This is a genomic window from Streptomyces sp. NPDC006739, assembly GCF_042869815.1.
Taxonomy (GTDB): domain Bacteria; phylum Actinomycetota; class Actinomycetes; order Streptomycetales; family Streptomycetaceae; genus Streptomyces.
Window position 1 is genome coordinate 175,738 of record NZ_JBIAGM010000003.1, and the last position, 19,418, is coordinate 195,155.

Genomic DNA, 19,418 nt, shown 5'->3' on the forward strand with positions numbered 1-19,418 from the left:
GACGTCACTCCCGGTTTCCGCTGACGGTCTCGCGCATCGCCCGCAGGGACTCCTTGAGCGAGCCCATGGTGGCGAGGACGGCGGTGGGCTCGTAGCCGCAGTGGGCCATGCAGTTGGCGCAGCGCGGGTCCTTGCCCCGGCCGTACTTGTCCCAGTCCGTCTCCTCGATGAGTTCGCGGTACGTCGGCACGTACCCGTCGCTCATCAGGTAGCAGGGGCGCTGCCAGCCGAAGAGGGAGTAGTTCGGGATCGCCCAGGCGGTGCACGGGAAGTCGACCTTGCCCTCCAGGAAGTCCAGGAAGAGCGGGGAGTGGTTGAGCCGCCACTTGCGGCGGTTGCCGCCCGCGAAGGCCTTGCGGAACAGCTCGCGGGTCTGCTCGACACCCAGGAAGTGCTCCTGGTCGGGCGCCTTCTCGTAGGCGTAGGCGGGCGAGATCATCATCTCGTCGACGCGCAGGTCGTCGTTGAGGAAGTTGAGCACCTCGACGATGGTCTGCGGGGTGTCGGTGTTGAAGAACGTCGAGTTGGTGGTGACCCGGAAGCCGCGCCGCTTGGCCTCCTTGATCGCCGCCACGGCCTCGTCGAACACGCCCTCCTTCGCCACCGACTCGTCGTGCCGCTCGCGCAGCCCGTCGATGTGCACCGCGAAGGCGAAGTAGGGCGAGGGCTTGAACTTGTCCATCTTCTTGCGCAGCAGCATGGCGTTGGTGCACAGGAAGACATACTTCCGCTTCGCCACCAACTGGCGCACGATCTCGTCGATGTGAGGGTGCATCAACGGCTCACCGCCGGCGATGGAGACCATCGGCGCGCCGGACTCCAGCACCGCCCCCACGGCCTGCGCGACCGGCATGCGCTGCTTGAGCACCCCGGCCGGATGCTGGATCTTGCCGCAGCCCTCACACTTCAGATTGCAGGCGAACAGCGGTTCAAGCTCCACGATCAGCGGAAACTTGTCCCGCTTACGGAGTTTCTGTTCGGCCAGGTATGTAGCGACCTTGATGGACTGACGCAGCGGCATGGCCATCTGGCTCACCTCCGGGGGAGCAACAAAGAACGGTGCCATTCGAAGAAAGCGGGAAGTACGGAACGAAGAACGCGGAAAGCCGATATTCCACCGCGCACCGTGCCGATCCGGACGAGTTCATGTTCAGGAGCGTCCACGACCACCCGGACGGCCGCAACCGGGCGTTCGCCCTCGCGTACGGCGCTCAGGAGCGTGGCCGCCGACTCCATGTCGACCGCGATCGCGCCGGTCGCGAGCAGGTCGGACCGCTCCGGACCGCGGATCACGTGGTCGGAGCCGGTGAGCGGGCCGATGTGGACGGCGCGCGCGGGGACGGTACGCGCGAGTTCCTCGACCAGCAGGTCGGTGCCCACGCACGGGACGCTCCCGCGCGGGTCCCGGGTCTCCTCGGCGACGACCAGGTCACCGGGGTGCATGCCGGGGGCGAGGCCGGCGCAGAAGCCCGTGGCCAGCACGGCGGCGTCGGCCAGCGCGGGGTCCGCCAGCAACCGGCCGACGGACCGTTCCGCCGCCCGGGGCCCCATGCCGGTACGGACGAAGGTCACCGGCCCGCCGGCGCCGCCCGTCCCGCCGGCGCCACCGCGGTCGCCGGTGCGCAACGCGAGGTGCTCGATGCCGAGCGCGCAGGCGATCAGCAGCGGGGCCGGGGCGGGCGGGGTGCTCATGCGCCGAACTTCTCGAAGGGGTCACCGTGCAGGTAACGGCCGAGCGCGGTGAGCGGGAAGACCTGCCGGTAGAGGTGGTAGTTGATGGAGAAGTCCCAGGGGAAGCCGGTGCCCGTGAAGTACGGCTCGTCCCAGCCGCCGTCCTCCCGCTGGGTTCCGGCCAGCCACTCGACGCCACGCTCGACGGCCTTGGAGTCCCGCTCCCCCGCCGCGAGCAGCGCCATCAGCGCCCAGGCGGTCTGGGAGGCGGTGGAGGCGCCGCGCCCGCTCCATTCCCTGGCGTACTTGTAGGAGCGCAGGTCCTCGCCCCAGCCGCCGTCCTCGTTCTGGACGCTCTCCAGCCAGCGCACGGCCCGCCGGATCGCCGGGTGGGAGCCGGGCATCCCGGCGGCGGTCAGCGCGGGCACCACCGAGCCGGTGCCGTAGAGGTAGTTGACGCCCCAGCGTCCGAACCACGAGCCGTCGGGCTCCTGTTCGGCCAGCAGCCACTGGATGCCGCGCCGGGTGCGCGGGTCGTGGGCGAGCCCCTCGGCGGCCAGCATCTCCACGACGTGCGCGGTGACGTCGGCCGAGGGCGGGTCGATGACCTCGCCGAAGTCGCAGAACGGCAGCCGGTTGGGGAACGGGCTGGTGTTGTCGACGTCGAAGGCGCCCCAGGCCCCGTTCTTCGACTGCATCCCCAGGTTCCAGCGCACCGCGCGCCCGACCGCGTTCGCCACCCGCTGCGGGTCGTGGTGCGCGACCCGGCGCAGCGCGAGCGCGACCTCGGCGGTGTCGTCGATGTCGGGGTAGTTGTCGTTGTGGAACTCGAACGCCCAGCCGCCGGGCGGGAGCTGGGGCCGCTTCACGGCCCAGTCGCCGGGCCGGACGATCTCCTCGCCGAGCATCCAGTCCGCCGCCTTGACCAGTTGCGGGTGGTCGGCGGGCAGGCCCGCGTCGGCCAGCGCGATGGTCGCCAGGCAGGTGTCCCACACCGGTGACTGACAGGCCTCGATCATCCGGGCGCCGTCCTCGCGCCAGACGGCGAACCGGTCCAGCGAGGCCAGTCCCTCGCGCATCACCGGGTGTTGGAGGTCGTAGCCGAGCAGGTGCAGGGCGATGACCGAGTACACGGCGGGCGGCTGGATGCCGCCCCAGCAGCCGTCGTTCTCCTGCCGCTCGATGATCCAGCGGGCCGCGGAGTTCATCGCGGCGCGGCGCAGCCGGCGCGGGGCGACCTTGCGCAACTGGTGCAGCGCCTTGTCCAGCCGCTGGAAGGCGCCGTCCCAACTGGCCACCGGCGCAAGGGGTCTGGCCGGGTTGGGGTCGGCCGGGTCGGTGTGCAGCTCGTCGAGCGGGAAGGGCGCCGGACGCACCGGGCGCTTCGCGGAGACGATGGTCAGCGGGACGATGGTCTGCCTGGCCCAGCACCCGAAGTCGTAGATGTTGAGCGGCATCCATTTCGGGAAGTAGATGAGTTCGGGCGGGAGTTCGGGCAGGTCCTCCCATTTCCACCAGCCGAACAGGGCCAGCCAGATCCGGGTGAAGACGCGGGCGGCGGCGATGCCGCCCCGCTCGCGGACCCAGGCCGCGGCCCGGGCCATGTGGGGGGCCTCGGGCGCGTCGCCGGCCAGGCGCAGGGCGACGTACGCTTCGATGGTGGCGGAGAGATCGCCGGGGCCGCCGTAGAAGGTGGCCCAGGTGCCGTCCTCGCGCTGCTCGCCACGGATGAACAGGGCGGCGGCGCTGGTCGTGGACTCGTCCCGGATGCCCAGGAACTGACGGAGCAGCAGGTCCTCGGCGTCCATGGTGACGTTGGTCTCCAGGTCGCCCTTCCACCAGCCCTGGGCGTCCTGGCGGGCGAGCAGGAAGTCGGTGGCGCGACGGACGGCGCGTGCGGCGGCTTCTTGTACCCCGGCCGCCACGGGGGTGGTGATGTCGGTTTCGCTGGCCGCGGCTGCGCGGGGCGGCAAGGTTGCCCCGGTGCTTCCGTCGGTCGTCGCTGTCATGGCTTCCCCTTCGTGCAGTCGTGCGAGTCGTGCTGCTGTGGGTCCGCCGTCGGCCGGTACGCGTGTGCTGTTGCCGCACCGGCCGGCGACTACGCGAGGACTGTTCGACCGATAGTGATCATCTCTTTCGTACGACGACGAAGTCGGCGAGCGCCGTGAAGGCGGCCCGTACCCGCTCGGGCATGTCGACGGTGTTCAGGGCCTCCACGGCGACGGTGTGCTGCCGGCGGGCCTCCTCGGCCGTCCACTCGCGGCCGCCCGCCTCCTCGATGAGGGCGGCCCGGGCCGCGAACTCCTCCTCGGAGAAGTTCTCGAAGTCGCTGCTCTTGGCGTCCGCGGCGAGGATCTCGCCGAGCCGCTCGGAGGCGGGACCGCCCGCCGCGAGCGCGGCCACCACCGGCAGGGACTTCTTGCGCTGGCGCAGGTCGCTCCAGGTCTGCTTGCCGGTGGAGACCGGGTCGCCCCAGATGCCGAGGAGGTCGTCGACGGCCTGGAAGGCGAGGCCGAGGTGGTAGCCGTACTTCTCCAGGGTGTCGGCGGTACGGTCGTCCGCGCCGCCGAGGACCGCGCCGATGGAGGAGGCGCAGGCGAGCAGGGCGCCGGTCTTGTTGCCCTCCATCTCCAGGCACTCCTCGACGCTGACGCGGTCGCGGTGCTCGTAGGAGATGTCCTGGGCCTGACCGTCGATCAGGGCGCGGGTGGCGGTGGTCAGCCGGCGGGTGGCCCGGCCCGCCTCGACGGTGCCCAGCTCCAGCAGGACCTCGTTGGCGAGGGCGAACAGGGCGTCGCCGACCAGGATGGCCTGGGCGGGGCCGTGCACCTTCCAGACGGTGTCGCGGTGGCGGCGCTGCTCGTCGCCGTCCATCAGGTCGTCGTGCAGCAGCGAGAAGTTGTGGACCAGTTCGACGGCGACCGCGCCCGGGATGCCGGCCTCGGGTGCGGCGCCGGTGACCTCGGCGGAGAGCACGGCGAGCGCGGGGCGCACGGCCTTGCCCCCGTCGCCGTCGGCCGGGTTGCCCTGCGCGTCGATCCAGCCGAAGTGGTAGGCGGCGACGGTGTCCATGGGAGGCGCCAGTCGGTCGACGGCCGCGCGCAGTACCGGTGTGGCCAGGGTCCGGCCGCGCTCCAGGAGCGCGGTCACGTCCACCGCGGTCCGCCGCGTGGGCGTCGAGGCCGGGGGCACAGGGGGCACAGTCTCTCCTCTTGTTGCGGAACGGGGGGTGCGGGGGCCTGCCGCGTGCCGGTCGGGCATCAGGCCGCCTCCTCGAACTCGAAGAGGTGACGCGGGCGGGGCCGGCCCAGGGCGCTCAGCGCGGCGTCGGCCGCGCTCACTCCGCTGCGGACCGCACTCTCCATCGTCGCGGGCCACCCGGTGGCGGTCCACGCTCCGGCCAGGTAGAGGCCGGGTGCCTTGGTGCGGGCGCCGGGCCGCAGGCGGCCGACGCCGGGGGCCGGGGCGAACGTCGCCGTGCGTTCCCGGGTCACGAAGAAGTCCCTCACCCGGGCGCCGCGCGCGACGGGCAGCAGCCGTTCCAGTTCGGGCAGATAGCGCTCGCGCAGAGCCGCGACGGGCGTGTCGATCTCGTCGTGGGCGGCCGACTGGGACAGCGCGAGGTACTGGCCCTCGGTCAGGCCGGACGCCCCGGTGCGGTCGAACACCCACTGCACCGGGGTGCCGAGGGCGGCGAAGAAGGGCTTGGCGAGCACCTTGCGGTCGTAGACGACGTGCACGTTGAGGATCGGGGCGGTGCCGATGTCCAGGAGCCGGCCGGGGGCGTCGAGGGCACCGGCCGGCAGCAGGTCGTGGGTCTCGCGCTGCGGTACGGCGAGGACGACGGCGTCGGCGTGCAGCGTCCGGCCGGGAACCTGAACGCTCCAGGTCCCGTTTTCGTAAGGGGAGACGGAGGTGACGCGTGTACGGACCTCGGTACGCACGCCCGCGGAGTCGAGAGCCTTGCGGGCCAGCCGGTCATGCAGTTCGCCCAGCGGGACGTGCGCCCAGCCGATGTCGGCCGCGCCCGGGTCGGACAGCAGACCGGTCTTGAACACCATCGCGGCGAGCGCCAGCGAGGCGTCGCCCGCGACCGCGTTGAGGGTGGCGACCCCGACCAGGTCCCACAGGGCCTCGACGGCACGCGCCGACTGGCCGTGGCCGGCCAGCCAGCTGCCGAAGTCCTGGGTGTCCAGGGCCGGATCGGCGAGGTCGAGCCCCTTGAGCGCGAGCGCGGCCCGCCCGACGGCGGCACGCTCGGCGAGCGAGAGGTGCGGATAGGTGGCCAGGCTGCGCCCCAGGTGGAGGGGGACGGGCAGCGGGTCGCGCCGCAGCCTGCCGAGCCGCCGGCCCGCGGGCTTGGCGACGTCGAGGACGGGCACGTCCAGGCGGTCCTGCAGCGGTGCCAGCGCCGTGCCCTCGATGCGGTCGAGGAACCAGCGGTAGGCGGTGCAGCAGCGCAGGTAGACGTGTTGTCCGTTGTCGACGGTCAGGCCGTCGCGCTGGAAGGAGAAGGCGAGACCGCCGAGCCTCGGCCTGCCCTCGAGGAGGGTGACCCGGACACCGGCGTCGGCGAGGGCGAGCGCGGCGGTGATCCCGGCGAGGCCGCCGCCGACCACGACGGCGCTGCGGGGGTGCGGGGCCTCGGGGTGCGGGGCGTCGGGGTGCGGGGCCTCGGGGTGCGGGGCCTCGGGGTGCGGGGCGTCGGGGTGCGTCCCCCCGGGGCGCGTGCCCTCGGTCATCGTGCGTCCTTCCGTGCGGGTCCGCCGTGCTGGTTGAACGGTGCACGGGAGACCGTCGCTGTCAGGGACGCCACGCCGCACCGGAGGGTTGCCTGCCGCATTTCCCCGGTGTCGTCGCCGCCGTCCACCCGCTCCATCAGGCGCGCCTCCTGACGGACCGCGGGGAGATGTGGCGGGACACATGACGGGTGTCGAGTCCGGACAGGCCGCGCACGGCGACGTAGGCCTTCTCGCGTCCGGGCAGCGAGACCCGGCCGCGCAGGACCGCCTGCGGCTCGCGCTCGATGCGGTCGAGGAGCCGGCGGTAGATGCCGGCCATGGCGGCCACGCAGGCGCCGCTGCGCCGGTCGAGCATGGGCAGCAGCCGGTAGCCCTCGGCGAACAGGGCGCGGGCCCGCCGCACTTCGAAGTGCACCAGGCCCGCGAAGTCGGAGCCCTCCGGTGGGGTCGGCCCGTCGAAACCGGCCGAGCAGCCGAATTTCGCGAGGTCGTCGGCGGGCAGATAGATGCGGCCGCCCTCGGCGTCCTCGCGGACGTCCCGGAGGATGTTGGTCAGCTGCAGCGCGAGCCCGAGCGTGTCGGCGTACTCAGGGGCGCGCTCGGCGCCGCGCGCGCCGGGTTCCGTACCGAACACGCCGAGCGAGAGGCGGCCGATGGCGCCGGCCACGCAGCGGCAGTAGACCTTCAGGTCGTCCCAGGTCTCGTAGGTCTCGCCGCGCACGTCCATCTGGACGCCGTCGATCAGCTCGTCCAGGCCGCCGAGCGGGATCGGAAAGGCACGCGAGGCGTGGGCGAGGGCGACGGCGACCGGGTCGGTGTCGTCCTCCTCCACGCCGCCCTCGCGGACCCGGCCGAGGAGCGCCCGGGTGTCCTCCAGGCGCTCGACCTTGACCTCTCCGGGCAGCGCGCCGTCGCCGATGTCGTCGACGCGCCGGGAGAAAGCGTAGAGCGCCGACATGGCACGGCGCTTGGCCGTCGGCAGCAGCCGGATGCCGTAGGCGAAGTTGCGGGCCTGCTGCCCGGTGACGGCCTCGCAGTAGCTGTAGGCGGCGAGTACCGGTGCGGACACGTGCGGTGGAGAATCCACGGTCCGGATCACCTCTCTCCTCGCAGAGTCACGCCCACCTCACGCAGCAACTGGATCTTGCCGGGTCTGGGCGGGCCGGGAAGTACGTCGTAATCGGCGGCGGCGATCGCGTCGATCGCCGCCCTTCCCCCCGCCACGAACCCTGCGAGCAGCAGCTTCAACCTGCCGTGGACGCTACCCACCAGGGGGGCGCCTTCATTCAGCAGATCGCGGGCGCGTTGTGCTTCGTATGCAACCAGTGCGCGCACCGATGCGCCCGTGGTTTTCCGGGCGAGGTCCGCCTCCTGGACGTGAAAGCTCTTCATGTCGGCTGCGGGGAGGTAGACGCGGTCGCGGCCGAGGTCCTCGGCCACGTCCTGGAGGTGCTCGACGATCTGGAGAGCCGTGCAGATCGCGTCCGAGAGGCGGATCCGCTCGGGGGTCGCGGTGCCGGTGACGGCGAGGACGAGACGGCCGACGGGGTTGGCGGACAGCTCGCAGTAGGCGAGCAGGTCGTCCCAGGTCTCGTAGCGGGTGACGAGCTGGTCCTGGCGGTTGGCGGCGATCAGGCCGAGGAAGGGGCCGGGGGCGAGGGAGCGGCGGCGCACGGTGGGCTGCAGGCGGCGCAGCAGGGGGTGGCGCGGGCTGCCGTCGAAGACGCGGCCGAGGTCGGTCTCGAAGGCGTCGAGGAGGGCGAGCCGGTCCTCGGCGTCGGCGGCCGGCACGCCGAGGTGGCGGGCGTCGGCGCCCCCGGGGGCGAGGTCGCCGTCGCCGATGTCGTCGACGAGGCGGGCGAAGCCGTAGACGGCCATGAGATCGTCGCGCCAGGCCCGGGGCAGGAAGAACGGTGCCACGGGGAAGTTCTCCGCCGCGGCCTTGTCCAGTGTCGCGCGCTCGGTGTCGCGCTCCGTGTCGGTTCCCGTCACCGCGCGCTGCCCGGGGCGGGGACGGCACATGCTGCGTTGAGCTGGGGAGTTTCCGTAGCCATTGCCGTCACATCTCCCGTTCTACACTGCCGACCCAATACACACTATTTCGGACACGCCGCCCAGCTGTCCGCGGGGCGGGCCCGGCGGAGGGTGTCGCGCATTATCGCCCCACTTGCCGCTTTCCGGGACCGGTACAGCTTACGTTGTACAACGCAGCACGGTCCGTCGGGGTGTCCTGCACATCACAACAACACACCGATTGGCGTCAAGATTCCTAAGGCGGGCCGGAGTTGACGTTTCCTTTGCAGACGCAGGGCCCCGCCGGAAGGGTTCCGGCGGGGCCCTGGCCGAAACCGGCTACTTGCCGGTGAACTTCTCGTACTCCTTGAGGACCTCTTCGGTCGGTCCGTCCATGCGCAGCTCACCGCGCTCCAGCCACAGCACGCGGTTGCAGGTGTCGCGGATGGACTTGTTGTTGTGACTGACCAGGAACACCGTGCCGGCCTCCTTGCGCAGTTCCCGGATGCGTTCCTCGGAACGTTTCTGGAACTTGCGGTCGCCGGTGGCCAGCGCCTCGTCGATCATGAGGACGTCGTGGTCCTTGGCGGCGGCGATGGAAAAGCGCAGCCGGGCCGCCATGCCGGAGGAATAGGTGCGCATGGGCAGGGTGATGAAGTCGCCCTTCTCGTTGATCCCGGAGAAGTCGACGATGTCCTGATAGCGCTCCTTGATCTGCTCGCGGGACATCCCCATGGCGAGGCCGCCGAGGATGACGTTGCGCTCCCCGGTGAGGTCGTTCATCAGGGCCGCGTTGACGCCGAGCAGGGACGGCTGGCCGTCCGTGTAGACCCTGCCCTTCTCGGCGGGCAGCAGACCGGCGATGGCGCGCAGCAGCGTGGACTTGCCGGAGCCGTTCGAGCCGATCAGACCGACCGCCTCGCCCCGGTGGGCGACGAAGGAGACACCCCGTACGGCGTGCACCCTGCGCACCCCGCGCTCCTCGCCGCGCCCGACTATGCGGCTCAGGGCCGCCGTGGCGCTGCCCTTGCCGGTCCTGGCGCCGTTGACCCGGTAGACGATGTGCAGGTCGTCGGCGATGACGGTGGGGACGGGTTCCCCGGTGTTCTGCTCAGCCACGGCCGTACCGCTCCTCCGCCTTCCAGAAGTACACGAAGCCGCCGGCGAAGACGGCCACGGCCCAGAACAGGGCGATGGCCCAGACGTGCGGCGGCAGGTTGGAGGCGCCGTACCCGTCGATGAGCGCGTAGCGCATCAGGTCCATGTAGACGGCCGCCGGGTTGACCTGCAGCAGACGGACCGCCAGCTCCGAACGGCCCTCCATCATCTTGTTGATGGAGAACATGACACCGGAGGCGTACATCCAGGTGCGCAGCACGAACGGCATCAGCTGGGCGAGGTCCGGCGTCTTGGCGCCCATCCGGGCCACGATCAGCGCGAGTCCGGTGTTGAACAGGAACTGCAGCAGCAGGATAGGCACGATCAGCAGCCAGGACAGGCTCGGGTAGCTGCCGAAGCCGGTCGCCACCACGAACAGCACGATCATCGAGAAGAGCAGCTGCTGCAGCTGCTGCAGCGAGAAGGAGATCGGCAGCGCGGCGCGCGGGAAGTGCAGCGCGCGCACCAGGCCGAGGTTCCCGGAGATCGCGCGGACGCCCGACATGACCGAACTCTGGGTGAAGGTGAAGACGAAGACCCCGGTGACCAGGAACGGGATGTACACGTCCTGGGACAGGCCGCGGCTGGCGTGCAGGAGGACACCGAAGATGAAGTAGTACACCGCCGCGTTCAGCAGCGGGGTCGCCACCTGCCAGAGCTGACCGAGCTTGGCCTGGCTGTACTGGGCCGTCAGCTTCGCCTGGGAGAAGGCGAGGACGAAGTGGCGCCGCCCCCACAGCCGGCGGACGTACTCGGCGAGGGAGGGCCTGGCGCCGCTCACGGCGAGCCCGTACTTGGCGGCGAGCTGGGCCGCCGTCAGTCCCCCGTCGGGCGACGGCGTCGCGCTCACCGCGACACCGTCGTCATGCGTTGTGTGACTCACGAGTGGAAACCCGGACTCTCTAAGTAAGAAGCTTACTGTTCCGGTAAGAAGCTTCTCAGATGACCGGGGGCCGGCCCAGCCGGGTGAGCCGCCACACCGTGCGCCACTTCATCGGTCGCCGGGGGCCGCAGGGGGTGGTCCAGCCCTCCTTGAACCCGCCGAACCAGGCCTTGAGCGCGGGCCGCGAGGGGCGGCGCAGCAGGGTGAGCAGCATCCAGACGCCGAGGTAGACGGGGACCAGGAGGGCGGGGAGGTTGCGGCGGGCGAGCCAGACGCGGTTGCGGGCGACCATGCGGTGGTAGACGGCGTGCCGCGAGGGCGCGGTGGTCGGGTGGTACAGCACCATGTCGGACCGGTAGTCGATCATCCAGCCCGCGTCGAGGGCCCGCCAGGCCAGGTCGGTCTCCTCGTGCGCGTAGAAGAACTCCTCCGGGAGCCCGCCGACCTCGCCGAGGACCTGGGTGCGGACGGCGTTGGCGCCGCCGAGGAAGGTGGTGACCCGGGAGGAGCGCATCGGGTCGGAGGCCCGCAGCCGGGGGACGTGGCGGCGCTGGGTGACACCGGTGTCCGGGTCGGCGATGCGGAAGCTGATGATGCCGAGCCGCGGATCGGCGGCGAAGGCCCGGCGGCACAGCTCGGCCGTGTCGTGGTGGGCGAGCAGGCCGTCGTCGTCGAGGAAGAGCAGGATGTCGACCTCGCGCCCGCCGGGGCCGAAGGCCTCGATGCCGACGTTGCGGCCGCCCGGGATGCCGAGGTTCTCGGGCAGCTCCACGGTCCGCACGCCCTCGGGGACGTCCGGGACGGGCGAGCCGTTGCCGACCACGACCACCTCGACCCGGTCGCCGTCCTGCTTGGCGACCGAGTCGATCAGGGCGCGCAGTTCCTCGGGGCGGTTGCCCATGGTGATGATCACCGCGCCGACCTTCATGCCGTTCACCTCAGCCTGCTCGACGCGAGGATGGACACCAGGTGCAGCAGCGTCTGCAGCAGCGCGATGCCGGCCAGCACCGCCACGCCGAGCCGGGAGAAGAACAGGTCGCCGCGGACCTGGTCGACGACGGCCAGCACCAGGATCAGCAGGGACGCCTCGATACCGAGGACGAGCCGGTGGAACTTGAGGGCGGCGGCGGCCCGGCGGGCCAGCGCCATGCCGGAGGAGCGCATCTCGGCGGCCGCCTCCTTGACCGGCGGCAGTCCGCCCTGGTGCCGGGCGACCCCGACCAGGTCGGTCTCGGCCTTGATCAGGATGGCGCCGAGGGCGGCCAGGGTGCCGAGGAACGCCCACAGCCAGTCGATACGGCCGCTGCCCCACAGGTCGGCGGCGCGCAGCCCGAAACCGACGAGCACGGCGGCGTCGGTGAGGTACGCGCCGACCCGGTCGAGGTAGACCCCGCCGAGCGAGTACTGCTGCTTCCAGCGCGCGACCTCGCCGTCGACGCAGTCCAGCAGCAGGTAGAGCTGGACCGCGACCACGCCGAGCACGGCGCCCCAGATCCCCGGCACCAGCAGGGCCGGGGCCGCGAGCACGCCGCAGACGGTCATCAGGTACGTGAGCTGGTTGGGCGTGACCCTGGTGGTCACCAGGTAGCGGTCGACCCGCAGGGACACCTCACGCATGTAGAGGCGTCCCATCCAGTGCTCACCGCTGCGCCGGTCCTTGACCCCCGCGGGGTGGACGACCGGACGGAGTTCAGCTACCGATGGCCTTGACATAGTCGGCGTAGGAGTCCTTGATCTGTTCGGTCTTGAGGTCGAGGTGTTCGAGGATGGTGTAGCGGCCGGGCCGGGTCTCGGGAGCGAACTCCACCGCCCGGACGAACTCGTCCACGGTGAAGCCGATCTCCTCCGGCAGCACCGGAAGCCCGTGCCGGCGCAGCACCTCGGCCATGTACGCGGACTCCTCGTGGGCGCCGCGCAGGTACATCGCGAAGGCCGCGCCGAGGCCGCACTGCTCGCCGTGGGCGGCCGCCCGCTTGGGGAACAGCAGGTCGAAGGCGTGGTTGATCTCGTGGCAGGCGCCGGAGGAGGGGCGGGAGTCGCCCGACACGGACATGGCGATGCCGGTGAGGACCAGTGCCTCGGCCAGTACCTGGAGGAAGGAGTCGTCGGCGATGTCGCCCGGGTGCCGGAGCACCGCCTCGCCGGCCTGGCGGGCCATCGCCGAGGCGAGGCCGTCGATCTTCTCGCCCTTGACGCGGTTGGCGAGTTCCCAGTCGGCGACCGCGGAGATGTTGGAGATGACGTCGCCGATGCCGGAGCGCACGAAGCGGACCGGGGCCTCGCGGATCACGTTGAGGTCGATGACCACCGCGATCGGGTTCGGCACGCCGTAGGAGCCGCGGCCCGCGTCGTTGTCGAGGGTGGCGACCGGCGAGCACAGTCCGTCGTGCGCGAGGTTGGTGGCCACGGCGACCAGGGGGAGGCCGACGCGTGCCGCCGCGAACTTGGCGCAGTCGATGATCTTTCCGCCGCCGAGGCCGACGACCGCGTCGTAGTGGCCGGCCTTTATCTCGCTCGCCAGCCGGACCGCGTCGTCGATGGTGCCGCCGCCCACCTCGTACCAGGTGGCGCCGGGCAGCGAGGGCGCGATGCGCTCCCGCAGCCGGGCTCCGGAGCCGCCGCTCACCGCGATGGCCAGCTTCCCGGAGTGCGAGATGCGCTCGTCGGCGAGCACACAGCCGAGGTCGTCGAGGGCACCCGCGCGGATGTCGACGACGAGCGGCGAGGGAATGAGCCGGGTCAGTACTGGCACGCGATCTCCCGTCCCCGGGCGAGGTCGTCGTGGTTGTCGATCTCGACCCAGCGGACGTCGCCGATCGGCGCGACGTCGATCCTGAAGCCCCGGTTCACCAGTTCCTGGTAGCCGTGCTCGTAGAACTGCTGCGGGTCGGTCTCCCAGACCGTCTTCAGCGCGTCGGCCAGCTCCACGGCGGCGTCGCCCTCGATGAGGGTGACGCCGATGTACTCGCCGGTGGCCTCGGCAGGGTCCATCAGCTTGGTGATCCTCGTCATGCCCTTCTCGGGGTCGACGACGACCTTCATCTCCTCGTCCGCCAGGGACTTCACCGTGTCCAGGGCGAGGATGATCTTCCGGCCCTCGCCGCGCGCGGCCAGCAGCGTCTTCTCGACGGAGACCGGGTGGACGGTGTCGCCGTTGGCGAGGATCACGCCGTCCTTGAGCGCGTCACGGCCGCACCACAGGGAGTAGGCGTTGTTCCACTCCTCGGCCTTGTCGTTGTCGATGAGGGTGAGCTTGAGGCCGTACTTCTGCTCCAGGGCGGCCTTGCGTTCGTACACGGCCTCCTTGCGGTAGCCGACGATGACCGCGACCTCGGTCAGACCGATCTCCGCGAAGTTGCCGAGGGTGAGGTCGAGGACCGTCGGTTCGCCCTCTATGCCCGCGGGACCCACCGGCACCAGAGCCTTGGGCAGGCTGTCGGTGTAGGGGCGCAGACGGCGTCCGGCGCCGGCCGCCAGCACGAGGCCGATCATGCGGGTTCTCCTTCGTCGTGTACGGCTGGGGCTCCGGTGGAGACCCAGAAGCGGATGCTCTCGGCGAGCACCAGCAGGGCCACGGCCACGGCGAGCACCGTGAGCGCGGTCGTGAACTGCGCGGCGGTCAGTGCCGCGGCCAGGAGGGTGACGAGCAGCGTCCGCCCTTCCTGCCCCCCGATGGAGCGCACCAGCCAGGCCGGGGGCGCTCCGGCGTCGCCGCGGATGCGGTACACCGTGTCGTAGTGATGGTAGGCGACGGCGGCAACGAGGCCGAAAGCCGCGGGGAGGGCTCCGTTCACCCCGGCTTTGCTCGCGAGGATCAGGACGGTGCCGTACTCGGCGGCGCGGAAGAGCGGGGGGACCAGCCAGTCGAGGGCGCCCTTGAGGGGGCGGGCCAGGGCGAGGGGGGACTGCAGGACGTAGAAGACGGCGCCAAGGACGGGCAGCCAACTGCCGTACCCGCCGAACCAGGCCGTCAGGAGGACGACGGCGGCGCCGGCCAGCGCCGTGTACGCGGGTGCCCGCCAGGACACCCGGCGCGCGGACCTCGTCAGCAGCTCGGCCAGGGGCCCGCTGTCGGACAGTTCCGCCAGCGCCCGCGCCGCCCGGTCCGTGCGCCGCGCCTTGCGGGTCACCGAGCGCAGCACGCGGCCCGCCGTGGTGTACGTGGCCGCGAAGGCGCAGCCGGCGAGCAGGACGTAGAAGGTGATGCGGGGGGTGGTGGCCGCGGTGAGGACGGCGATCATGGCCCATCGTTCGCCGATGGGCAGGACTATCATCCGGCGCACCCAGACCGTCCAGCCGACGCTGTCGAGCTTGCCGGAGAGGGCGGCGGTGGGGCTGGTGTTGGCGGTGGCGTCGTGGTTGGCCTCGTTGAAGGAGAAGTCCACGACGTGCCGGCAGGTCTGCAGGACCATGGCGCCGAGGGCGAGGGCCCACACGTCGTCGCCGCCCCGGGCGGCGCCCAGCGCCAGGCCCGCGTAGTACGCGTACTCCTTGGCGCGGTCGAAGGTGGCGTCCAGCCAGGCGCCCAGGGTGGAGTACTGGAGCGAGTAGCGGGCGAGCTGGCCGTCGGTGCAGTCCAGCACGAAGGAGGCGATCAGCAGGACGCCGGCGGCGACGAAGCCGGTCCGGGTGCCGGTGGCCGCGCAGCCGGCCGCGATCAGCGCGGTGAGCAGGGAGGCGGTGGTGACCTGGTTGGGGGTCAGGCCACGCCGGGCGCACCAGCGGGCGAGGTAGCGCGAGTAAGGGCTGATGAAGAAGGTGGTGAAGAATCCGTCGCGGGCCTTCACGGCCGACTTCAGGCGTACGGCCTCGTCGTCGACGGCGGCGACGGCCTGCCGTGCCTCGTTGCGGGCCTGCGGGTCGGCCGGGACGGCGGCGACCAGGCTGCCCAGCTCGGGGTGGTGCACGGCGCCGTCCTCGGCGTCCAGGGTGGTGACCACCCGGTCGACGACGCCGGCGACGGCTATCGCCGCTCCGCCGCCCGCCGAGGTCTCGCGGGCCAGCGCGCGGGTCAGGCTCGGGCGGCCGTCCGGCTGGGCGGTGACGGCGCCGGGGACGGCGGCGAGCGGGAAGCGGGGGTCGGTGAGGCCGAGGCGCAGGGCGTGCGGGTGGCCGACGAAGCGGGCGTCGACCAGGGCCACGCGCCGGCCGGCGGGGACGGCAGCGAGGAGGCTCTCGGCCTCGGAGGCGTCGGCGGCCGTCCGTACGTCGAAGCCGAGGGACCGCAGATCGTGTTCCAGGGACGATCCGGGAACCGGCTGACCGGTGACGATGGCGGTCGACAACCGAACTCACTCCCTGGGTGCCGACGCGGGGGCGCCGGTCTTCTGTGTGGTGGGCACGCCCCTTGCCTGCGGCACCCGGGCGGCATGTCGGCAGAGGCTATCGGATGGCGCGAAGTCCGCGTTCACCGGCCGTTCACGGGCCGGACCACGGCGTCTGCCCGGGCCTTCGCCGCGATCATCATCGGTGATCCGGGGCCCGGCCCACAAACCCGTGGCCACAACCCGGGCATCGGGAACATGAGTCACACACCCTATGGAAGGGGGCACGTCGGCCGGCCGTCACCGCGCGGCGCCACCCGGGGGACGCGCCGCTGACCTGCGCTTCGTTTGCGCAGGTCAAGGCACATGACAACGGTGTTCAGTGCCGCGTTGCCGGATACCCCCCACCCGTAGTTCACTGTGAGCCCGGGCGGACCACGGAAGGGCGATCTCATCATGGGGGCAGGGCACGATCACGGCCACGCGCACGGCCACGCGCCGCCCACCGGTACGGCCGCGGCCGCCTACCGGGGACGGCTGCGCGTCGCCCTGGCGATCACGCTGGGCATCATGGTGGTCGAGGTCGTCGGCGGTCTGCTCGCGGACTCCCTCGCGCTGATCGCGGACGCCGCGCACATGGCGACGGACGCGCTGGGCCTGGGCATGTCCCTGCTGGCCATCCACTTCGCCAACCGGCCGCCGAGCGCCAACCGCACCTTCGGCCTCGCCCGGGCCGAGATCCTGGCCGCCCTGGCCAACTGTCTGCTGCTGCTCGGCGTCGGCGGCTATGTGCTGTACGAGGCGGTCCAGCGGTTCCTCGCGCCCGCGGACACCGCGGGCGGTCTGATGATCGTGTTCGGTCTGATCGGCCTGGTCGCGAACATGGTCTCCCTCACGCTGCTGATGCGCGGGCAGAAGGAGAGCCTGAACGTGCGCGGCGCGTTCCTGGAGGTGGCAGCGGACGCGCTGGGCTCGGTGGCGGTCCTGATCTCGGCTTCGGTGATCCTGAGCACCGGCTGGCAGACCGCCGACCCCATCGCCTCGCTGGTCATCGGGCTGATGATCGTACCGAGGACGCTGAAGCTGCTGCGCGAGACGCTGGACGTGCTGCTGGAGTCCGCCCCCAAGGACGTCGACATGTCCGAGGTCCGGGCGCACATCCTGGCGCTGGACGGCGTGCAGGACGTGCACGACCTGCACGCCTGGACGATCACCTCGGGTCTGCCGGTGCTCTCCGCGCACGTGGTGGTGCGCTCGGACGTGCTGAACGCCATCGGCAACGAGAAGATGCTGCACGAACTGCAGGGCTGCCTGGGCGACCACTTCGACGTGGAGCACTGCACCTTCCAGCTGGAGCCCGTCGGGCACGCGGAGCACGAGGCACGGCTGTGCCACTGACACCACCCGTCTGAGCACGCCCACGGGCGGTTCCCGGCCGTCGGCGCCGGGCACGATCACCTACCGGGCCCCCTTCCGGTGGCTGCCGGTGACGCCCGCTACCACGCCCCGCGCGGGACATGCGGGCATGCCGGGAAAGTGCCGGGAGTGCCGGATTCGTACGGCAGACTTGGGGTGCCAAGACCGAGGCGAAGGATGGGTATGCCGATCACACCTGCCACCGCGACGCACAGCTCGTCGAACGGCACCGCAGAGCCGATTTTGCTGGAACTGGTCGACGAGAAGGGTGTCACGACCGGTACGGCGGAGAAGCTCGCCGCCCATCAGCCGCCGGGTCAGCTGCACCGCGCGTTCTCGGTGTTCCTCTTCGACGAGCGCGGGCGGCTGCTGCTCCAGCAGCGCGCGCTGGGCAAGTACCACTCCCCCGGTGTGTGGTCCAACACCTGCTGCGGCCACCCCTACCCCGGCGAGGCGCCCTTCGCGGCGGCGGCCCGGCGGACGTACGAGGAGCTGGGGGTGTCCCCGTCGCTGCTCGCGGAGGCGGGCACGGTGCGCTACAACCACCCGGACCCGGCCTCGGGACTGGTCGAGCAGGAGTACAACCACCTGTTCGTCGGCCTGGTACAGGCCCCGCTCGGGCCGGATCCGGAGGAGGTCGGCCAGACCGCCTTCGTGACTCCGGCCGAGCTGGCCGAGCGGCACGCCAGGGACACCTTCTCGTCCTGGTTCATGACCGTGCTGGACGCGGCCCGTCCGGCGATCAGGGAACTGACGGGCCCGTCCACGGGCTGGTAGCCCTCACGCCAGCCGCACGGGTTTGAGCGGCAGGGCGGCCCAGATCACCTTGCCGCCGCTCGCCGTGTGCTCCACGTCGACCACCCCGCCCGCCTCCCGGGCCACCTCCGAGACGAGGAGCAGCCCCCGGCCGCCGGTCTGGCCGTGGTCGGCCTCCAGCGCGGTGGGGCGGTAGGGGTGGCTGTCCTCCACGGACACCCGCACCCACTCGGCGCCCACGGCGACCTCCACGGCGAGCACGGGCGACAGCAGCGCCGCGTGTTTGACCGCGTTGGTGACCAGTTCGGAGACGATCAACAGCAGTCCGTGAACCAGATCGTCGGAGACCGGGACGCCCTGGCGCAGCAGCAGGTCCCGTACGGCGTGCCGCGCCTGCGGGACCGACGCGTCCACGGCGGCGGCGGTGAACCGCCACACGCCCTCGTACGGCAGTGGATCAGGCGGCCGTCCGGCGCCTCCCGCTGGGCGCGGGCCGTCCCCACGCCCGTGGTTGTCCATCGTCCGGTCGCCACCCTCGCGCTCGATTGTCACCACACGTCGAGTGTTGGTAACGAGGCGCTCCGGTCACCGGGACTGAAAAGAAGTCAGCAACTATCGAACGGTTCTGACCGTTGGCGTATGACAAGGTCAGTTGTGGGACTGGTCCTGTCCCGCTCGGGCCGCCCTTGCGAACTCTTCGGGTTGTACGGCGGATAGCATCCGGCGCATGGAGCCCCAGCTGCTGCACCGGGTCGAGGACTCGGTCGCCACCGTCGTCATCAGCCACCCGGCCAAGCGCAACGCCATGACGGCGGCGATGTGGAGCGCCCTGCCGCCCCTGCTGGGGGCGCTCGCGGCCGACCCGGCAGTACGGGCGCTGGTGCTGACCGGGGAGGGCGGCACGTTCTGCGCCGGGGCCGACATCTCCACGCTGCGGGACTCGCCCCGGCGGGCGCAGGAGCTGGCCGTACGCGCCGAGGACGCCCTCGCCGCGTTTCCCAAGCCGACGCTGGCGGCGGTGCGCGGTCACTGCGTGGGCGGTGGCGCGCAACTCGCGGCGGCCTGCGATCTGCGGTTCGCCGAGGAAGGAGCGCTGTTCGGGGTGACGCCGGCCAAGCTCGGGATCGTCTATCCGGCCTCCTCGACCCGGCGGCTGGTGTCGCTGGTGGGCCCGGCCACCGCCAAGTACCTGCTGTTCTCGGGCGAGTTGATCGACGCGGGGCGGGCGCTGCGCACGGGACTCGTCGACGAGGTGCTGCCGGAGGGTGACCTCGGCAAGCGGGTCGCGGAGTTCACCCGGATCCTCGTCTCGCGCTCCCAGCTGACCCAGGCGGCGGCGAAGGAGTTCGCGGGCGGCGCCGACGGCCGGGACGCCTACTGGGCGGACCAGGCCGACGGCAGCGGCGACACCGCGGAGGGGGTCGCCGCCTTCCTGGAGCGCCGGCAGCCGCGCTTCGGCTGGAGCGTGCCCACGTCGGGCTGAAGGTGCCCGCGCCGGGCCTGACCCCCGGGGGG

Annotated in this window: 19 protein-coding genes; 3 read left to right on the top strand and 16 right to left on the bottom strand. The window is 71.7% G+C overall.

Going from position 1 to position 19,418, the window contains the following annotated elements; all coding sequences use genetic code 11:
- Positions 1-4: 4 nt before the first annotated feature.
- The 15 genes from hpnH to ACFYMM_RS07470 all read right to left on the bottom strand — a co-directional run bounded on the left by hpnH (position 5) and on the right by ACFYMM_RS07470 (position 15,752).
- A complete protein-coding gene (hpnH, locus tag ACFYMM_RS07400) occupies positions 5-1,027 on the bottom strand; it encodes an adenosyl-hopene transferase HpnH (RefSeq protein ID WP_388384804.1) in 1,023 nt (340 codons plus the stop codon).
- 5 nt (positions 1,028-1,032) lie between these two features.
- Positions 1,033-1,692 (bottom strand): 1-hydroxy-2-methyl-2-butenyl 4-diphosphate reductase, encoded by a 660-nt coding sequence (locus ACFYMM_RS07405; RefSeq protein ID WP_388384806.1) that lies wholly within the window; start codon positions 1,690-1,692, stop codon positions 1,033-1,035.
- Positions 1,689-3,680: a squalene--hopene cyclase gene (gene shc / locus ACFYMM_RS07410; RefSeq protein ID WP_388384808.1), complete on the bottom strand. Its 1,992-nt coding sequence runs from the start codon at positions 3,678-3,680 to the stop codon at positions 1,689-1,691. The genes ACFYMM_RS07405 and shc overlap by 4 nt, the downstream gene beginning before the upstream one ends.
- Positions 3,681-3,798: 118 nt before the next feature.
- Positions 3,799-4,863 carry a polyprenyl synthetase family protein gene (locus ACFYMM_RS07415; RefSeq protein ID WP_388385290.1) on the bottom strand — a complete coding sequence of 355 codons (1,065 nt, stop codon included), beginning with the start codon at positions 4,861-4,863 and terminating at the stop codon, positions 3,799-3,801.
- A gap of 68 nt (positions 4,864-4,931) precedes the next feature.
- On the bottom strand, positions 4,932-6,413 hold the full coding sequence (hpnE, locus tag ACFYMM_RS07420; protein ID WP_388384810.1) for a hydroxysqualene dehydroxylase HpnE: 1,482 nt from the start codon (positions 6,411-6,413) through the stop codon (positions 4,932-4,934).
- On the bottom strand, positions 6,410-6,550 hold the full coding sequence (locus ACFYMM_RS07425; protein ID WP_388384811.1) for a DUF6380 family protein: 141 nt from the start codon (positions 6,548-6,550) through the stop codon (positions 6,410-6,412). The genes hpnE and ACFYMM_RS07425 overlap by 4 nt, the downstream gene beginning before the upstream one ends.
- Complete coding sequence (gene hpnD / locus ACFYMM_RS07430; RefSeq protein ID WP_388384813.1) at positions 6,550-7,512, bottom strand: presqualene diphosphate synthase HpnD; 963 nt, start codon at positions 7,510-7,512, stop codon at positions 6,550-6,552. Before hpnD ends, ACFYMM_RS07425 begins: the two co-directional genes overlap by 1 nt.
- Positions 7,509-8,435: a squalene synthase HpnC gene (hpnC, locus tag ACFYMM_RS07435; RefSeq protein ID WP_388384814.1), complete on the bottom strand. Its 927-nt coding sequence runs from the start codon at positions 8,433-8,435 to the stop codon at positions 7,509-7,511. The genes hpnD and hpnC overlap by 4 nt, the downstream gene beginning before the upstream one ends.
- A gap of 330 nt (positions 8,436-8,765) precedes the next feature.
- The gene (locus ACFYMM_RS07440) at positions 8,766-9,545 is read right to left on the bottom strand and encodes an ABC transporter ATP-binding protein (RefSeq protein WP_388384815.1); all 780 of its coding nucleotides are present in this window, start codon (positions 9,543-9,545) and stop codon (positions 8,766-8,768) included.
- Positions 9,538-10,467: an ABC transporter permease gene (locus ACFYMM_RS07445; protein ID WP_388384816.1), complete on the bottom strand. Its 930-nt coding sequence runs from the start codon at positions 10,465-10,467 to the stop codon at positions 9,538-9,540. Before ACFYMM_RS07445 ends, ACFYMM_RS07440 begins: the two co-directional genes overlap by 8 nt.
- A gap of 55 nt (positions 10,468-10,522) precedes the next feature.
- On the bottom strand, positions 10,523-11,395 hold the full coding sequence (locus ACFYMM_RS07450; RefSeq protein ID WP_388384817.1) for a glycosyltransferase family 2 protein: 873 nt from the start codon (positions 11,393-11,395) through the stop codon (positions 10,523-10,525).
- 5 nt (positions 11,396-11,400) lie between these two features.
- Positions 11,401-12,180, bottom strand: coding sequence for a CDP-alcohol phosphatidyltransferase family protein (locus ACFYMM_RS07455; RefSeq protein ID WP_388384818.1), 780 nt, complete (start codon positions 12,178-12,180; stop codon positions 11,401-11,403).
- Positions 12,158-13,219: an iron-containing alcohol dehydrogenase family protein gene (locus tag ACFYMM_RS07460; RefSeq protein WP_388384820.1), complete on the bottom strand. Its 1,062-nt coding sequence runs from the start codon at positions 13,217-13,219 to the stop codon at positions 12,158-12,160. Before ACFYMM_RS07460 ends, ACFYMM_RS07455 begins: the two co-directional genes overlap by 23 nt.
- Positions 13,207-13,959 carry a sugar phosphate nucleotidyltransferase gene (locus ACFYMM_RS07465; protein WP_388384821.1) on the bottom strand — a complete coding sequence of 251 codons (753 nt, stop codon included), beginning with the start codon at positions 13,957-13,959 and terminating at the stop codon, positions 13,207-13,209. Before ACFYMM_RS07465 ends, ACFYMM_RS07460 begins: the two co-directional genes overlap by 13 nt.
- Positions 13,956-15,752 (bottom strand): DUF5941 domain-containing protein, encoded by a 1,797-nt coding sequence (locus ACFYMM_RS07470; protein WP_388384822.1) that lies wholly within the window; start codon positions 15,750-15,752, stop codon positions 13,956-13,958. Before ACFYMM_RS07470 ends, ACFYMM_RS07465 begins: the two co-directional genes overlap by 4 nt.
- Before the next feature lie 435 nt (positions 15,753-16,187).
- Here ACFYMM_RS07470 and ACFYMM_RS07475 point away from each other — a divergent pair, with 435 nt between their 5' ends.
- Positions 16,188-17,129 carry a cation diffusion facilitator family transporter gene (locus tag ACFYMM_RS07475; protein ID WP_388384823.1) on the top strand — a complete coding sequence of 314 codons (942 nt, stop codon included), beginning with the start codon at positions 16,188-16,190 and terminating at the stop codon, positions 17,127-17,129.
- 201 nt (positions 17,130-17,330) lie between these two features.
- Positions 17,331-17,924 (top strand): isopentenyl-diphosphate Delta-isomerase, encoded by a 594-nt coding sequence (gene idi / locus ACFYMM_RS07480; protein WP_388384824.1) that lies wholly within the window; start codon positions 17,331-17,333, stop codon positions 17,922-17,924.
- A gap of 3 nt (positions 17,925-17,927) precedes the next feature.
- Here the strand turns inward: idi and ACFYMM_RS07485 are convergent, their stop codons facing one another.
- Positions 17,928-18,422: an ATP-binding protein gene (locus tag ACFYMM_RS07485; protein ID WP_388385291.1), complete on the bottom strand. Its 495-nt coding sequence runs from the start codon at positions 18,420-18,422 to the stop codon at positions 17,928-17,930.
- Positions 18,423-18,630: 208 nt separating this feature from the next.
- Between ACFYMM_RS07485 and ACFYMM_RS07490 the strand changes: the two genes are divergently transcribed.
- On the top strand, positions 18,631-19,386 hold the full coding sequence (locus ACFYMM_RS07490) for an enoyl-CoA hydratase/isomerase family protein (protein ID WP_388384825.1): 756 nt from the start codon (positions 18,631-18,633) through the stop codon (positions 19,384-19,386).
- The last annotated feature ends 32 nt before the right edge of the window (positions 19,387-19,418 follow it).

Bases quoted from the DNA above. Each gene is read 5' to 3' on its own strand.
- ACFYMM_RS07455 (WP_388384818.1), bottom strand. From the start codon at position 12,180: ATGTCAAGGCCATCGGTAGCTGAACTCCGTCCGGTCGTCCACCCCGCG.
- ACFYMM_RS07450 (WP_388384817.1), bottom strand. From the start codon at position 11,395: ATGAAGGTCGGCGCGGTGATCATCACCATGGGCAACCGCCCCGAGGAA.
- ACFYMM_RS07465 (WP_388384821.1), bottom strand. From the start codon at position 13,959: ATGATCGGCCTCGTGCTGGCGGCCGGCGCCGGACGCCGTCTGCGCCCC.
- ACFYMM_RS07405 (WP_388384806.1), bottom strand. From the start codon at position 1,692: ATGAGCACCCCGCCCGCCCCGGCCCCGCTGCTGATCGCCTGCGCGCTC.
- ACFYMM_RS07490 (WP_388384825.1), top strand. From the start codon at position 18,631: ATGGAGCCCCAGCTGCTGCACCGGGTCGAGGACTCGGTCGCCACCGTC.
- hpnC (WP_388384814.1), bottom strand. From the start codon at position 8,435: ATGTGCCGTCCCCGCCCCGGGCAGCGCGCGGTGACGGGAACCGACACG.
- hpnE (WP_388384810.1), bottom strand. From the start codon at position 6,413: ATGACCGAGGGCACGCGCCCCGGGGGGACGCACCCCGACGCCCCGCAC.
- ACFYMM_RS07475 (WP_388384823.1), top strand. From the start codon at position 16,188: ATGGGGGCAGGGCACGATCACGGCCACGCGCACGGCCACGCGCCGCCC.
- ACFYMM_RS07485 (WP_388385291.1), bottom strand. From the start codon at position 18,422: ATGGACAACCACGGGCGTGGGGACGGCCCGCGCCCAGCGGGAGGCGCC.
- shc (WP_388384808.1), bottom strand. From the start codon at position 3,680: ATGACAGCGACGACCGACGGAAGCACCGGGGCAACCTTGCCGCCCCGC.
- ACFYMM_RS07425 (WP_388384811.1), bottom strand. From the start codon at position 6,550: ATGGAGCGGGTGGACGGCGGCGACGACACCGGGGAAATGCGGCAGGCA.
- idi (WP_388384824.1), top strand. From the start codon at position 17,331: ATGCCGATCACACCTGCCACCGCGACGCACAGCTCGTCGAACGGCACC.
- hpnH (WP_388384804.1), bottom strand. From the start codon at position 1,027: ATGGCCATGCCGCTGCGTCAGTCCATCAAGGTCGCTACATACCTGGCC.